General features: G+C 65.4%; 11 protein-coding genes and 1 tRNA gene. 2 read left to right on the top strand and 10 right to left on the bottom strand.

What is annotated here, in order from left to right:
* Positions 1-118 precede the first annotated feature (118 nt).
* The 9 genes from selD to fdnG all read right to left on the bottom strand — a co-directional run bounded on the left by selD (position 119) and on the right by fdnG (position 11649).
* Complete coding sequence (gene selD, locus LDO41_RS06690; RefSeq protein ID WP_223983510.1) at positions 119-1165, bottom strand: selenide, water dikinase SelD; 1047 nt, start codon at positions 1163-1165, stop codon at positions 119-121.
* 15 nt (positions 1166-1180) lie between these two features.
* Positions 1181-2347 (bottom strand): transglutaminase-like domain-containing protein, encoded by a 1167-nt coding sequence (locus tag LDO41_RS06685; RefSeq protein WP_223983508.1) that lies wholly within the window; start codon positions 2345-2347, stop codon positions 1181-1183.
* Positions 2348-2456: 109 nt separating this feature from the next.
* Positions 2457-2552: transfer RNA gene (locus LDO41_RS06680), tRNA-Sec, on the bottom strand.
* Positions 2531-4510 carry a selenocysteine-specific translation elongation factor gene (gene selB, locus LDO41_RS06675; RefSeq protein WP_223983506.1) on the bottom strand — a complete coding sequence of 660 codons (1980 nt, stop codon included), beginning with the start codon at positions 4508-4510 and terminating at the stop codon, positions 2531-2533. The genes LDO41_RS06680 and selB overlap by 22 nt, the downstream gene beginning before the upstream one ends.
* Positions 4507-5955, bottom strand: a complete 1449-nt coding sequence (selA, locus tag LDO41_RS06670; protein WP_223983504.1) for an L-seryl-tRNA(Sec) selenium transferase — start codon at positions 5953-5955, stop codon at positions 4507-4509. Before selA ends, selB begins: the two co-directional genes overlap by 4 nt.
* Positions 5952-6926: a formate dehydrogenase accessory protein FdhE gene (fdhE, locus tag LDO41_RS06665; protein ID WP_223983502.1), complete on the bottom strand. Its 975-nt coding sequence runs from the start codon at positions 6924-6926 to the stop codon at positions 5952-5954. The genes selA and fdhE overlap by 4 nt, the downstream gene beginning before the upstream one ends.
* A 22-nt stretch (positions 6927-6948) precedes the next feature.
* Positions 6949-7611 (bottom strand): formate dehydrogenase subunit gamma, encoded by a 663-nt coding sequence (locus LDO41_RS06660; RefSeq protein WP_377741273.1) that lies wholly within the window; start codon positions 7609-7611, stop codon positions 6949-6951.
* Positions 7595-8575 (bottom strand): formate dehydrogenase subunit beta, encoded by a 981-nt coding sequence (gene fdxH, locus LDO41_RS06655; RefSeq protein ID WP_223983500.1) that lies wholly within the window; start codon positions 8573-8575, stop codon positions 7595-7597. Before fdxH ends, LDO41_RS06660 begins: the two co-directional genes overlap by 17 nt.
* 8 nt (positions 8576-8583) lie before the next feature.
* Entirely contained in the window at positions 8584-11649 is a 3066-nt protein-coding gene (gene fdnG, locus LDO41_RS06650) for a formate dehydrogenase-N subunit alpha (RefSeq protein WP_223983498.1), read from the bottom strand.
* A gap of 247 nt (positions 11650-11896) precedes the next feature.
* On the opposite strand from fdnG, the gene LDO41_RS06645 reads away from it, so the two are divergent.
* Together LDO41_RS06645 and LDO41_RS06640 are read left to right on the top strand one after the other, a co-directional pair.
* Positions 11897-12379, top strand: a complete 483-nt coding sequence (locus LDO41_RS06645) for an Rrf2 family transcriptional regulator (RefSeq protein WP_223983496.1) — start codon at positions 11897-11899, stop codon at positions 12377-12379.
* A 67-nt stretch (positions 12380-12446) separates the two neighbouring features.
* The gene (locus tag LDO41_RS06640) at positions 12447-12947 is read left to right on the top strand and encodes a group III truncated hemoglobin (RefSeq protein ID WP_223983493.1); all 501 of its coding nucleotides are present in this window, start codon (positions 12447-12449) and stop codon (positions 12945-12947) included.
* Between the two features lie 10 nt (positions 12948-12957).
* Here the strand turns inward: LDO41_RS06640 and LDO41_RS06635 are convergent, their stop codons facing one another.
* Positions 12958-14073, bottom strand: a complete 1116-nt coding sequence (locus LDO41_RS06635) for an SGNH/GDSL hydrolase family protein (protein ID WP_223983492.1) — start codon at positions 14071-14073, stop codon at positions 12958-12960.
* Between the last annotated feature and the right edge of the window lie 151 nt (positions 14074-14224).

Here is a 14224-nt window from a genome sequence, read left to right as displayed (position 1 = left end):
TGGGCAAGATTCTGAAGGGAGGCGTTGTCTGGTTTGTGTCCGGTTCTTTCGGTTTTGTATCGACGCACGTACAAAGCGCGAAAGCGTTGACCGAAACGGTGCGAATTTGAAAAAAAGCTCAGCGCACCACGACCTGCGGCGAGCCCTCGGCCATCTCGCCAATCACCGCGGCGTTGGCGAAACCTTCGCGGCGGAACAATGCCAGCACGTCCTCGGCCGCATCGGGCGCGCACGCCACGAGCAGGCCGCCGCTGGTCTGCGGATCGGTCAACAGCGCCTGTTGAACCGTGGAGATACCCGGCGATAGCGACACCTCGTGCCCGTAGCTGGCCCAGTTGCGCTTCGATGCGCCCGTGATCGCGCCCGCCTCGGCGAGCGCGGCCACGCCGCGCAGCAGCGGCACGCGCGACAGGTCGACGTGGGCCGCGAGCTGGCTGCCACGGCACAACTCGAGCAGGTGCCCGAGCAGGCCGAAACCCGTGACGTCGGTCATCGCATGCACGCCGGGGAGGTCGCCGAGCGTCTTGCCCGGCGTGTTGAGCTGGGTCGTGTTGGCGATCATCTCGCGATAGCCGTCGGCGTCGAGCAGGTCTTTCTTGATGGCTGCCGAATACACGCCTACGCCAAGCGGCTTGCCGAGGATCAGCACGTCGCCCGCGCGCGCGTCGCGGTTGCGCTTGATGCGGTCCGGATGCACAAGGCCCATCACCACGAGGCCATAGATCGGCTCTACGGAATCGATGGTGTGACCGCCGCCGATGGCGATGCCGGCTTGCGCGCAGACCGACTCGCCGCCCTCGAGAATCTTGCCGATGACCTCGGGCGAGAGTTTGTCGACGGGCATGCCAACGAGCGCGAGCGCGAGGATCGGCGTGCCGCCCATCGCATACACGTCGGAGATCGCGTTGGTCGCCGCGATGCGGCCGAAGTCGAACGGGTCATCGACCACGGGCATAAAGAAGTCCGTGGTCGCGACGAGCGCCTGGGTATCGTTGAGCCGATACACCGCGGCGTCGTCACTGGTCTCGATGCCGACCAGCAGCGCCGGCGGTGCCGGAAAATGCCGTGCATTGCGCAGGATTTCCGACAGCACGGCGGGCGCGATCTTGCAACCGCAGCCCCCACCGTGCGCCAGCGACGTCAGTCGGGGCTGCCCGTCGCGCATTGATGCCTCCGCCATTTATGCGACCCTCTTCGAAGAAATGCGATAGCCGAACTTGTCGGGATCGAGGCTGTCGAGCGTGCCCGCCACGGTCTGGCCGTTCGGATACATCAGGAATGGCACGGGAGCCAGCGTGCCGCCAGGCAGCGCTACGTCATGCCCGTGGTTGTACACGACCCAGTTGCCTTCCCACGCGCCCAGCAGCATCGCGCGCGCGGCGCGCACCTTGCTGTCGGTCATCGGCAGGCCACCTGGCACTTCTTCAAGGGCGACCTTGCGCACGTCGGCCGGGTCGGCCGGAATCCAGCCATAGCCCGCGGTATAGAACTCGGAGCGGCAGTGCTGCGCCTTGGAAATATCGCCGGCCTTGCCGAGGGCCTTGAAGCCCAGCGCCGAGGTGTCGACGCGCACGCCATACGCATCGCGCGCGGGAATGCCAGCGGCACGCGACAGTGCGACGAACAGGCCGTTGATGTCCGCGCACTTGCCGTTCATGATGCCGCCGGTCTTGACGGTATGGTTGAGCATCGCCACCACGTCGCCGGTGCCGCAGCCCCGCACGCTGGCTTCGCGGCAGGTGTTGTCGACCACCCATTGGTAGATGGCCCGCGCGCGCGTCATGTCGTCGTCGAGCCCGGCAGTGATCTTGAGCGCGGTGTCGCGCACGATACCGTCGGTCGGCATCAGTTGCGTCGGGCGGAGATATTCGCGTAGCGTGGCGGCGGACTCGCGCGGTGCGCGAGGCGATGGTGCGGCACCGAGATCGACGTCGCGATCGCGGATTGCCACCTTGTTCAGTAGCGAAGCCTTGAGCGGTCCGCCATCGGGCGCCGAGGGCCATTCGATGGCGACCATGCGCACGTCATAGCCGCTGACCGTGGCCGCGCGGGTGAGGGCGCCGGGCGCATTCCACTCGGTGGCGAGCGTACGCTGATAGTCGCCGACCTGCTGCGCGGTAACGGGTAACCAGATCCGGGCCGGTGCCGCGCTGGGTGGCAGCGTGACCTCGGTGGTCATCTCATAGACGCGCCAGCCCGCGGCGCTTTGCACATCGCCCGCGCGGACGCCGGGCAGCGCACCGGATGACGCGCTGGGAGGGGTGGCCGCGTGGGCGGGAAGAATGCCGGCTGCGCCGACGGAGACAGGTAATGCGGCGCCGAGCCGCAGGAAAGCGCGTCGATCCATGATGATCCCTTTGTTCGAAACTCGAAACATGCCTAACCGCTGCTCATGCATGGTAGGTCGCGCGGGCAAGGTCTGGCGGGAGAATCGCAATGCAAGTGTTGCCAAAGACTGGCGGAAAGCAGCAGGAGTCGAACCTACCTGGGAACGTCTGACGCCCCCAACCGGATTTGAAGTCCGGCCGCATCACCGGATGCGCGTGCCTTCCTTTGGATGGCTCCATTCACTGTCCGGGCGCAGCATGCGCCCATTTCCCACGCGCCGAGTGTATCCCGCGCGGTCGAAGAATTCCAGAATCTGGATCGCTCGCTTTCTCCCCAGGCCCACTGCATCGCGAAAATGCACGGCTTCGACGCGCGTATGCGCGTGCACCAGTGTGGCCACCTGCGCGGCGAGCGTATCGATGGTGGGGGCCGCGTAGAACAGATCGCGCACCACCTGATGAATCGCACCCTGGCGCGCGAGCTTGCGCAGCAGTGTGCGGACCTCGCTTTCGGGCACGTTCAGCGCGGTCGCATGGTCGCGCACCCATGGCGGGTCAAAGCCACCGGCCAGCACGCGCGGCAGCAGCCTGTCCGCCAGCGCGCGCTCGGCAGCGGTGAGCACGATCTCGTGCGTGGGCAGCCGCAACCAGCCGCCATGGCGTTCGAGCTCGCCATCCGCGAGCAGCGCTTCGAGCAGCGCGGACCATAGCGCGTCGGGGACCGTGGTACCCGCGAATGCGAGGCGACGCAGCGAGCCGGCGTTGAGGCCCGGTTCGTCAGGCAGCCGCGCGTGGAACGCGGCCATGGTGTCGAGGACCTTCCGGCGCAGCGCCAGCAGGTTTGGCGCGAGGATCAGGCATTGTTCGTGGCCTGCGTGCCCGAACGACAATGCGTCGGCGGGCACGTCCCACGCCTCTGGCGGCAGCCCGGTCAGCCGCACCAGCCGCGCATGCGCGATGCCGTAGGGCGCCTGTATCAGCAGCGGTGCGAGTCCCGCACCGGCGAGCATCGCTTCGATGGCGCGTAACCATTCCAGTCGCGCGGGCGTGCGGCGGTGACGTTCGGGCGCGACGTTGTCGAGCACGATACCGCCGCCAATGGTCTGCGTGGCCTGCGCATTGCGCAGAATCAGCCGGTCGCCAGCCTGCGCGCAGACGGGCGCGGTGAAAACCAGTTGGGCGAGGGCGGTGCTGTCGCGACTGTCGCGCTGGTCGGATCGACCCGGCACCAGCGTCTCACGATCGAGCAGTACCACGTTGGCGGTGCGATGGGTGGCGCCGAGGTGCACGTGCACCGGCGTCCAGTGCGCCAGACGGATGTCCGCGTCGGGGCTCACGGTTGATGCAACCTCGAGCGCAACGTCGAGCCGCGTGACGGGTGTGGGTGGCAGCAGCGCCGCGTCCATGATCCAGTCGCCACGGCGAATCGCATCTTTGTCGATGCCCGCAAGATTGAGCGCGCAACGCTGGCCCGCCACGCCGACCTCCGCCGCGCGCTGCTGGGCGTGGATGCTGCGTATGCGCACCGGCAGTCCGACCGGGGCGAGCCGCATGGTGTCGCCCACCTGCACGCGCCCGTTGAAAACCGTCCCGGTGACCACCGTGCCGTGGCCGGCCAGCGTGAACACGCGGTCCACCGCCAGACGAAACAGCCCGGCCTCGTGTCGCGCGGGCAATTGCATCGCGGCATCGTGCAGATACGCGCGTAACGCGACCACACCCGGATGCGCGGCATCGGTGCCATCGAGCGCGAAGCGGGGTGCCTCGGCGTAGACCGTGTCCGCCAGCAGCGCCGCCACCTCCTGCTCCACCGCCGCCAGCCGCGCGGCGTCCGCGCGGTCCGCCTTGGTCAGTGCCACGGCCGCGCGCGGCACGCCCAGCCGCTGCACGATTGCAAGATGTTCGCGTGTCTGCGGCATGACCCCATCGTCGGCGGCGATCACCAACAGGGCAAGGTCGATGCCGCTCGCCCCGGCGGCCATGGTATGGATCAGCTTCTCGTGCCCCGGCACATCGATATAGCCAAGCACGTCACCGTTGGATAGCGGCGTGTACGCATAGCCGAGTTCGATCGAAATCCCACGCGCCTTTTCTTCCTTCAGGCGATCGGTATCCACGCCGGTCAACGTGCGGACCAGCGTGGTCTTGCCGTGATCGATATGCCCGGCGGTGCCGACGATCATTGTCTGAGTGCGTCAGAGAGCTGCGTCCATTGGGCGATGAAGTCCGCTTCGTCGGCTTCCTCGAGGCAGCGCAGGTCGAGCCACAGTGCCTGCTCGCCGACGCGGCCGATGACAGGCCGTGGCAGCGCGCGCAACGCGGCTTCCAGCCGCTGCAATTGCCGGCCGCCGCCACGTTTGCCAGTGGCCGCTGCGACTGGCGCCATCACCAGTCCGAAGCTCGGCAACTGGCCGCCAGGCAGCGCGCCGCTGCCGATCTGGCTCACGGTCGGCACCGCGTCGATTCGCCATGCATCGCCGAGCACCGGTTGCAGTTGCGGCAGCAGACGCTCCGCCATGCTCGCCATGGCAGCCGCGGGACGCGTGAGCAGCCGCAGCGTGGGCAGCGTCTGTGCAAGCGTATCGGGATCGCGATACAGGCGCAGCACCGGCTCGAGTGCCGCCAGCGTGAGCTTGCCCACGCGCAGCGCGCGCTTGAGCGGGTTCTTCTTGATCTTCTTGATCAGATCCGCGCGGCCCACGATCAGTCCGGCCTGTGGCCCGCCCAGCAGCTTGTCGCCGCTGAACGTGACCAGATCCGCGCCGGCCGCGATGGTCTCGCGCACCGTGGTCTCGCGCGGCAGGCCCCACTGCGTGAGGTCGCACAGCGTACCGCTGCCGAGGTCCACCACCACGGGCACGCCATGCGGTCGCGCGATGCCGACCACTTCGGCCACGTCCACGCTGCGCGTGAAGCCCGTAATTTCGTAATTGCTGCAATGGACCTTCATCAGCATCGCGGTACGGTCGCCAATCGCGTTGGCGTAGTCGTGCGGATGCGTGCGATTGGTGGTGCCGATCTCGACGAGCTTGGCGCCCGCGCGCTGCATGATGTCCGGAATGCGGAACGCGCCGCCGATCTCGACGAGCTCGCCGCGCGACACCACCACCTCGCGGCGCTGCGCGAGCGTATTGAGCATCAGCAGCACCGCCGCGGCATTGTTGTTGACGACGGTGGCCGCTTCCGCGCCTGTAAGCTCGCACAGCAGATCGTCGATCAGGTCGTCGCGATCGCCGCGGCTGCCATCGTCGAGGTCGAACTCGAGATTGGCCGCACTGGTCATTGCGCGCACCACGGCCTGCACCGCACTGTCGGGCAGCAACGCGCGGCCGAGGTTGGTGTGCAGCACGGTGCCGGTCAGGTTGAAGACCGCGCGCAGGCGCGGCGCACTGTCGCGCGCCAGCGCTTCGGCCAGTGCCTCGTGCAGGGCCGTATCGGCCAGTGCCTGTTGCGTCAGGCGGCCGGCCACCGCTTCCGCGCGCAGGCCGTCAAGCAGTCGGCGCAAGGCAGCCGTGGCGAGCGCGCGGCCGTGTTGCACGATCAATGGCTGCAGGAAGGGCTGGTTCAGCAGGCGATCGACCGATGGAATATCGGCGGGGCGAGCCGCCGTCGAGACGCTATCGTTCATGGCGCCAGGTCGCCATGCTCGTCATCGATGCTGTCGCCACCGTCATCCTCATCGGGGAACCACAACAGCGGATTGCCGCTGGCGCGTCCATAGCCGGCCTCGGCCATCATCACGTCGAGCGCGAGCGAGGCGAGGTCGTCGGCCAACGGTTCCACCGTGGCGTCCTTCTCCATGTAGACGATCTTGCGATAGCTGTGGCACTGCTCGCACGTCTCGGCCTTAAGGGCCTCGAAGTGGTCTTGCACGACGTGATAGCTGATGCCTTCGGTCGATTCGCAATGACTGCACTTGACGCGCACCATATGCCATTCGGTGGCACAGAGTCCGCATTGCAGATAACGCAGGCCCTGATAACGGCCGCCGATGCGCACGATGCTGGCCACCGGAAGCGAGCCGCAGCACGGGCAGACCGTGGCGACGTCGAGCGCGGGCACATCCGACTCGCGCAACTGCGAAGCGAGCACGGTGCGATGCAGTTGCAGCGCGGCCATGACGAAGGGCGCCGCGATGGCATCGACAGGCAGATCGCCCAAGCCGAGCAATGCGTGTGCCTGTTCCTCGAGCCGTTCGGGCGTAAGCGTCTGCAGCGCGGCCAACGCGTCGGCGGGCAGGGTGCCGAGCGCAATCAGATGCGCGATCAGTGCATTGGCGGGGGCGAGCCAGCCCTCGCGCGCGTCGTCGTCCATCGCCGCGAACAACGGCATGCGATGCGCGCGCGCGCGTTCGATCGCGGCTTCGGTGGGCGGGGGAAGTTCGAGTGTGCTGGCAATGGTCTGCTGAGCCTGCACCACGTCGGCCATCAGCGCGAGGTACGGACCGAACGATGCCCCGAGCGGGTTATCGATCGACAGCGCGCGCAAACGCTGCGCGCGCGTGCCGAAGACCGCGGTTCGTTCAGGCAACCTCAGGCGCGCGATGGTGACGTGATCGGTCGATTCAATTTCCTGCGGCTGCAGAATGCGTTGCACCATCGATGGTCCTGTTGTTGCGGTCCTAGCCCTTGTCGCCTGGCCGGAAGGTCTCGCGGAACCAGGCGCGGTGATGTTTCCACGCCCAGCCCGGCGTCACGGTGCCGCGCGTCATGGCCTGCACGGAACCCTTGATCCAGACGGCGGCATAGATATGCACAATGATGCCGCAAATCAGACCCCACGCGCAAATGGCGTGGACCACCGCCGCGAGCCGGATCGCCCAGATCGGGAAGTACATCGCGAAGTACGCGCGCCAGATCACGATACCGCTCAGCAGCAGGAACAGCAGGCAGCCGATCATCAGGAAGAACAGCAGCTTCTGTCCCGCGTTGTAGCGGCCCACTTCGGGCAGGTTCTCTTCCCGGTTGTTGACCACATCGTCAGCGTGGCGCAGCCATTCGGCATCGCTGCGCGTCAGCAGGTTGTGCTGCCAGAACCGCAGCGCAAGCACCACGAAGGAGACGAACATCACCACCCCGACGAACGGATGCAGGATGCGTGTCCACGTGCCGCCGCCGAACAGGTTGGTCAGCCAGAACATCGACGGATGGAACAAGGCGAGCCCGGACAGTGCCAGCAACACGAACGTGAACGCGACGATCCAGTGGTTGGTGCGTTCCCCGGCGTTGTAGCGGTGAATCATCGCGGGCCGGCGCTTGTCTCCTTGTCTATCTGCGTTCCTCATCGCGGACCTCCTCCTCGGGTGGCGTGGCGCCGGCAGGCATGCCTTGCGGCTTCGGATTGTCGCGGCCCCAGCGCACGATCTCGTCCTCGGCCGCCGCTTCGTCCTCGGGACCGGTCTCGTTCGGACCCACACGGATGTAGTGGAAGAACCCAGCGATCGCCGCCACCGCCATGCCCGCTACCGCGAGTGGCTTGGCGATGCCTTTCCACAGGCTTACCAGCGGACTGATATGCGGATCTTCGGCCAGGTTGTGGTAGAGCTGTGGCTGGTCGGCGTGGTGCAATACGTACATGACGTGGGTACCGCCGACGCCGGTCGGATCGTACAGCCCCGCCTTTTCGAAGCCACGCGACTTGAGGTCGACGATGCGTTCCTCCGCGTGCTGGATCATGTCGGTCTTGGTGCCGAACACGATTGCGCCGGTCGGGCACGTTTTCACGCACGCGGGTTCCTGCCCCACCGCCACACGGTCAGAGCACAGCGTGCACTTGTAGGCCTTGTGATCGGTCTTGGAGATACGAGGAATATTGAACGGGCAGCCGGCCACGCAATAGCCGCAGCCGATGCACGCTTCCTCGTGAAAATCGACGATGCCGTTCGCGTACTGCACGATCGCGCCCGGCGACGGACACGCCTTGAGGCAGCCCGGATCCTCGCAGTGCATGCAGCCGTCCTTGCGGATCAGCCATTCGAAGTTGCCGTTGGGATTCTCGTACTCCGAGAACCGCATCAGCGTCCACGTATGTTCGTCGAGGTCCGCCGGGTTGTCGTACACCCCGACGTTCACGCCCACATCGCCCCGCAGGTCGTTCCATTCCATGCACGCGGCCTGGCAAGCCTTGCAGCCGATGCATTTGGTGGTGTCGATCAGCTTGGCGACGCTGCCGGTGATCGGCTGCCGCACGCTTGGCATGGGCGTGGTGGTGGCCGATAGCCGCACGATATCGAGAGACTGTAGTGCCATCGCGCCCCCTATGCCCTTTCAACCTTGACCATGAACGATTTGAACTCCGGCGTCTGGGTATTGCCGTCGCCAACGAATGGCGTCAGCGTGTTGGTGATGAACCCCGGTTTCGTCAGCCCCGTGAAGCCCCAGTGCAGCGGCACCCCGACCAGATGGACGGGCTTGCCGTCGATCACGAACGGCTTGATGCGCTTGGTCACCAGCGCCACGGCCTTGATATAGCCGCGCATGGACGACACCTTGACGCGGTCGCCGGCCTTTACGCCGACCTGCTTCGCAAGGTCCTCGCCGATCTCCACGAACTGCTGTGGCTGGAGCACCGCGTTGATGCGCGCGTGCTTGGTCCAGAAGTGGAAGTGCTCGGTCAGCCGGTACGTGGTGGCCATATGCGGGAACGCATCGGCCTTGCCGAACTGCTCCCAGTCGCCCTTGAACACGCGCGCGGCCGGATTGCTGACCGCCTGCTGCGACTTGTGCAGCAGGTTGCGCCCGAGCGGATTCTCGAACGGCTCGTAGTGCTCGGGGAACGGCCCCTCGACCATATTGGCGCGCGCGAAGAAACGCGCGACGCCTTCCGGCTGCATGATGAACGGGCCCATGCCATGGGCGGGATCCTCGTCCAGCTTGTAGTCCGGCGTGTCGAAACCGGTCCAGCTCTTGCCGTTCCAGGCGATCAGTTTGCGGTCCGGATTGAACGGCTTGCCGCTGACATCGCACGAGGCGCGGTTGTACAGCACCCGCCGGTTGGCTGGCCATGCCCACGCCCAGTTGAGCGTCTGGCCGATGCCGGTGGGATCCGAACTGTCGCGCTTGGCCATCTGGTTGCCGGCCTGCGTCCATGCGCCGCAAAAGATCCAGCAGCCGCTACTGGTGCTGCCGTCGGCCTGCAACTGGCCAAAGCTGTCGAGCTGCTCGCCGGCCTTGCGGATGACCTTGGTCGAATCCTTGGGATCGACCAGGTCCGTGATCGCGCGGCCCGAATACTCCTTGGCGAGTTCCTCTGGTGTTGGCGAGTGCGGTACCGCGTACGGCCACGTCAGGTTGACGATCGGGTCCGGATACTTGCCGCCTTCGGTCTGGTACATCTTGCGCATGCGCAGCCACAGCGCCGACATGATCTCGATGTCGCTGCGCGCCTCGCCCGGTGGATCCGCCCCCTGCCAGTGCCACTGGAGCCAGCGCGACGAGTTCACGAGCGCGCCGTTCTCCTCGGCGAAGCAGGTGGTCGGCAGCCGGAACACCTCGGTCTGGATCTTGGCGCTCTCCACGTCGTTGCTCTCGCCGGCATTGCGCCAGAACTCCGAGGTCTCGGTCGCCAGCGGGTCCATGATCACCATGAACTTCAGGCTCGAGAACGCGCGCAGCACCTTGTTCTTGTTGGGCGCGGCGGCGAGCGGGTTGAAGCCCTGGGCGATATAGCCGTTGATCTTGCCCTGCGTCATCAGCTCGTACATCTGCAGCATGTCGTACGGCTTGTCGAGCTTGGGCAGATAGTCGTAGGCCCAGTTGTTCTCGGCCGTGGCGGCGTTGCCCCACCATGCCTTCATCAGGCTGACATGGAACTTGGGATAGTTCTGCCAGTAACTGAGCTGGTTGGGGCGCAGAGGCTTGGGCGAGCGCGACTCGATGTACTTCTGGTAGTCCTGCTCCGCCTCGCCGGGCAGCGTCAGATAGCCCGGCAGCGAGTTGGACAGCAACCCGAGGTCGGTCAGGCCCTGGATGTTCGAGTGGCCGCGCAGCGCGTTCATGCCGCCGCCCGCCACACCGATATTGCCCAGCAGCAACTGCACCATCGCGCCGGAACGCACGTTCTGCGAGCCGATCGAGTGCTGCGTCCAGCCGAGCGCATACATGATCGTCATGGCGCGCGTCGGCGTGGCCGTGGAGGCCATCATCTCGCATACCTTGAGGAACTTGTCGCGCGGCGTGCCGCAGATACGCTCGACCATCTCGGGCGTATAGCGCGCGTAATGCGCCTTCATCAGGTTGTAGACGCAGCGCGGGTGGGCGAGGGTCGGATCGGTTTTTACGTAACCGTCGTCGCCGCGCTCGTAGTCCCACGTGGACTTGTCATAGAAGCGCTTCTCCGCGTCGTAGCCGGAGAACAGACCGTCTTCGAACGCAAAGTCCTCGCGCACGATAAACGAGAAGTCGGTGTACGACTTCACATACTCGTGCTGGATCTTGTCGTTGGCCAGCAGGTAGCTGATCACGCCGCCCAGGAACGCGATATCGGTGCCGGTGCGAATCGGCACGTACACATCGGCGATCGAAGCCGAGCGCGTGAAGCGCGGATCGACCACGATCAGTCGCGCCTTGTTGTGTGCCTTGGCTTCGGTCACCCACTTGAAGCCGCACGGGTGTGCTTCGGCGGCATTGCCGCCCATGATCAGGATGACGTCCGCGTTCTTGATGTCGACCCAATGGTTCGTCATCGCTCCACGGCCAAACGTCGGGGCAAGACCTGCCACCGTCGGGCCATGTCAGACACGTGCCTGATTGTCGAATCCCAGCATGCCAAGACTGCGGACAGTCTTGTGCGTGATATAGCCAACTTCATTGCTCGCGGCCGAAGCCGCCAGCATGCCCGTGCTCGTCCAGCGATTGACCGTTTCTCCCTTCTCGTTTTTCTCGATGAAGTTCGCGTCGCGGTCCTGCTTGAGCAGCTTGGAGATGCGGTCGAGCGCGTCGTCCCAGCTGATGCGTTGCCATTTGTCCGAACCGGGCGCGCGGTACTCGGGGTACTGCAGGCGTTGCGGACTGTGGATGAAGTCGATCAGGCCGGCACCCTTCGGGCACAGCGTGCCGCGATTGACCGGATGATCGGGGTCTCCCTCGATGTGGATGACGGAGGCATGCGCGTTCTTGGCACCGTCCCCAAGGCTGTACATCAGCAGCCCACAGGCGACGGAGCAGTAGGGACAGGTATTGCGGGTCTCGGTGGTGCGCGCGAGCTTGTACGTGCGCACCTCGGCCAGCGCGGTCTCGGGGGCGACCCCAAGTAGTGCGAGGCTGGAACCCGCCAGCGAAGCTCCCGTGATCTTCAGGAACTGTCGGCGGCTGACATTCACCATGAGGACACTCCTAGCCGGGTCGGTCCCGGACTCGTGGTTTTTGCGAGGACAGCCTGCAGTATAGGGAGTGTGCGCCGCGAAGGTACGTGAAATGTGCAGCGCGAAACATAGTGTTCGCAGTGCTGGACAATGCACGTTATTGGCGCGTGCGGTGGACATTGGGTTGCATATCGCGGCGCGGCGGGAAAGGTCTCCTCAAAACATGTATGCTACGCGTACATTAAATGACCACCTGCTGGCTGCGACGATGAAACTCACCGACTACACCGACTACGCGCTGCGCACGCTGATCTATATCGCGGTGCACCCGGACCGGCTCGCGACCATCCAGCAAATCGCCGACAGCTTCGGGATTCCCAAGAATCACCTGGTCAAGATCGTTCACCGGCTTGGGCAGGAAGGGTTTCTGCATACGCTGCGCGGCCGCTCGGGTGGGATCCAGCTGAACCGGCCGGCCTCGAAGATCGGGGTAGGGGACGTGATTCGCACCATGGAACCGGATTTCGGCATGGTGGAATGCTTCCGCACCGGCAACGAATGCCTGATTACACCGGTGTGCGGGCTGAAGGGGGTGCTGCGCGACGCCCTGCAGGCCTACTTCGATGTGCTGGACCAGCACACGCTCGAGGATCTGATCCGCAAGCCCAACGCGCTGCAGCGGGTGCTGGACGACCATGCCGCGCTGGCGCGCATTCCGATCAAGACCATCTCGTCTCGCGCGGGGGCGTAAACCGCGGGGCGCCATAAGGGTGTTAAAAGGTGTATAGTTTCTACATGTTTAAACGCCGGACCGTGCCATGAGTGACGTCTCTCGTTCCCCTGAATTTCCTCCTTCGACGTATCGCCCCGCCTTGCCTGGCGAGGAAGCCGTGGCCGCGTTCGTGCGGGCATTCTATGGCCGCGTGCGTGGCGATGCGCTGATTGGCCCGCTGTTCGAACGCGCGCTGGCGGGCGCGTGGGATGCGCACCTTGGCAAGATGGACGACTTCTGGTCGAGCATCGTGCTGGGGACCAAACGCTATCGTGGCCACGTGCTGGCCAAGCATCTGACGCTGGCCGGCGTCGAAGGCAGGCATTTCGATCGCTGGATCGAACTGTTCGTGGCCACCGCGCACGAGACCTTCGATGACGTGGTGGCGGCCGAGTTCGTGCGGCCGGCGTTGCGCATCGCAAGCAGCCTGCAGCTTGGCATGTTCGGCTGGGAATACGAGATTCCCGCGAGCCAGCACGCGCTGCTGAAGACCTACGTCAAGGCGCGGCCCGTGCTGCGCGCGGAAGCCGCGTGGGAGACGGGCTGAGCCGCCTGGCTTAGTGGCCCACGCCCGAGGCCGCGATCGCGCGTTCCACGGTCTGTGCGAACAGCGCGTGCAGATGCGTGGTCGGATGGACCAGGTCCGCGAACATGTAGGTCTGGTCCGCTCCCGCTACCGTGAAATTGGCCGACGAGCAGAACAGCGACGTCGCGTACCCGAGCGGATTCGACTGGAATGCCGGCGGCGGACTCAGGGCCATGGCGGTGAGGTTGCAGGCGGTGCCGGTGTTCGACACCGTAAAGCCTTGCGACTGGTAACTGGCCAGCGCATTGTGGAACCACGTTGCCGCGTCGATAAACACCACCAGTCGCATGACGCCGTCATTGATGAGCTGATTGGCGAGCGCGGTGTTGAAGGCCTGCGTCAACGAATTGAACAGGGTGCCGGTGACCGATGGGTTCACCGACAACATGGTCAGCGGGGTGTCGGCGAGGTTGGGCGCGTTCACCACCACCACGTAGCGGGCGCCGCTCTGCACGGCGTTCTGTGCCAACTTGGCCAGCGCCACGCCGGCGGCCTGGACGTTCGAGGTTGCGGCGGCGGTATTGGCGGGATTGGCAACGATGCTGTTGGCGGCCTGGATCACGTCATTGGGGCCGCCCTGGATCAGCACGAGCTGGTTGTTGCGGAAGTTGCCGTGGCCAGACAGGTAATTCTGCAACTGCGTCGCCACGGGCACGGTCAGCGCGGCGGTGCCGTTGGGCGCCCAGCCGTTGCCCTGGGGATTCGTGACAAGCGCGCCGCCCTGTCCATAACCATAGCCATTGGGATTGTTCACCACGGGTATGGAATAGCCGCCGGTCTGGGCGGCTATGAGGGTATCGCCGTAATAGGTGGCGACCAGCTGGGTCCACACCTGACCCGGATTGGTGGTAAAGCGGCCACCGCCGAGGGTGCTGGCGAAAGGGGCGTAGGTGCCGACGTCGGACAGGCTGTCGCCGAACGACACGATCTGCAGCTGGACGCCGCCGGGGGTGTTGGCGGGCGGCAGGTTGTCGTCATCGTCGTCGGTGACGCAGGCGGCCAGCAGGCCGGTGGCGGCGAGGGCGACGATCGTGGCGGCAGCGCGCAGCAGGAGACGGCGCCAGGGCGATAGGTTCGTGTTCATCATGTTGTTCTCGTTTTCGTGACGCGATAGTCTCCGAGCATAGTCCAATGGCAGGAATGGCTCAAACGGGGGTTGCCCTGTGCCGGCGCATGTGCAATTTTTGCAATGCGCGGGGGAAGAGACCCTGTGAGAGAATCGGCAGTTCTCTGACGGA

Origin of the sequence: Cupriavidus pampae (genome assembly GCF_914271485.1) — a bacterium.
Classification (GTDB): domain Bacteria; phylum Pseudomonadota; class Gammaproteobacteria; order Burkholderiales; family Burkholderiaceae; genus Cupriavidus; species Cupriavidus pampae.
This window is presented reverse-complemented; position numbering and strand designations above follow the sequence as displayed.

What these genes read in the sequence shown, in the direction of transcription:
- selD (WP_223983510.1), bottom strand. Translation starts at nt 1,165, where the DNA reads ATGCGCGACGGGCAGCCCCGACTGACGTCGCTGGCGCACGGTGGGGGC.
- LDO41_RS06685 (WP_223983508.1), bottom strand. Translation starts at nt 2,347, where the DNA reads ATGGATCGACGCGCTTTCCTGCGGCTCGGCGCCGCATTACCTGTCTCC.
- selB (WP_223983506.1), bottom strand. Translation starts at nt 4,510, where the DNA reads ATGATCGTCGGCACCGCCGGGCATATCGATCACGGCAAGACCACGCTG.
- selA (WP_223983504.1), bottom strand. Translation starts at nt 5,955, where the DNA reads ATGAACGATAGCGTCTCGACGGCGGCTCGCCCCGCCGATATTCCATCG.
- fdhE (WP_223983502.1), bottom strand. Translation starts at nt 6,926, where the DNA reads ATGGTGCAACGCATTCTGCAGCCGCAGGAAATTGAATCGACCGATCAC.
- LDO41_RS06660 (WP_377741273.1), bottom strand. Translation starts at nt 7,611, where the DNA reads ATGAGGAACGCAGATAGACAAGGAGACAAGCGCCGGCCCGCGATGATT.
- fdxH (WP_223983500.1), bottom strand. Translation starts at nt 8,575, where the DNA reads ATGGCACTACAGTCTCTCGATATCGTGCGGCTATCGGCCACCACCACG.
- LDO41_RS06645 (WP_223983496.1), top strand. Translation starts at nt 11,897, where the DNA reads ATGAAACTCACCGACTACACCGACTACGCGCTGCGCACGCTGATCTAT.
- LDO41_RS06640 (WP_223983493.1), top strand. Translation starts at nt 12,447, where the DNA reads ATGAGTGACGTCTCTCGTTCCCCTGAATTTCCTCCTTCGACGTATCGC.
- LDO41_RS06635 (WP_223983492.1), bottom strand. Translation starts at nt 14,073, where the DNA reads ATGATGAACACGAACCTATCGCCCTGGCGCCGTCTCCTGCTGCGCGCT.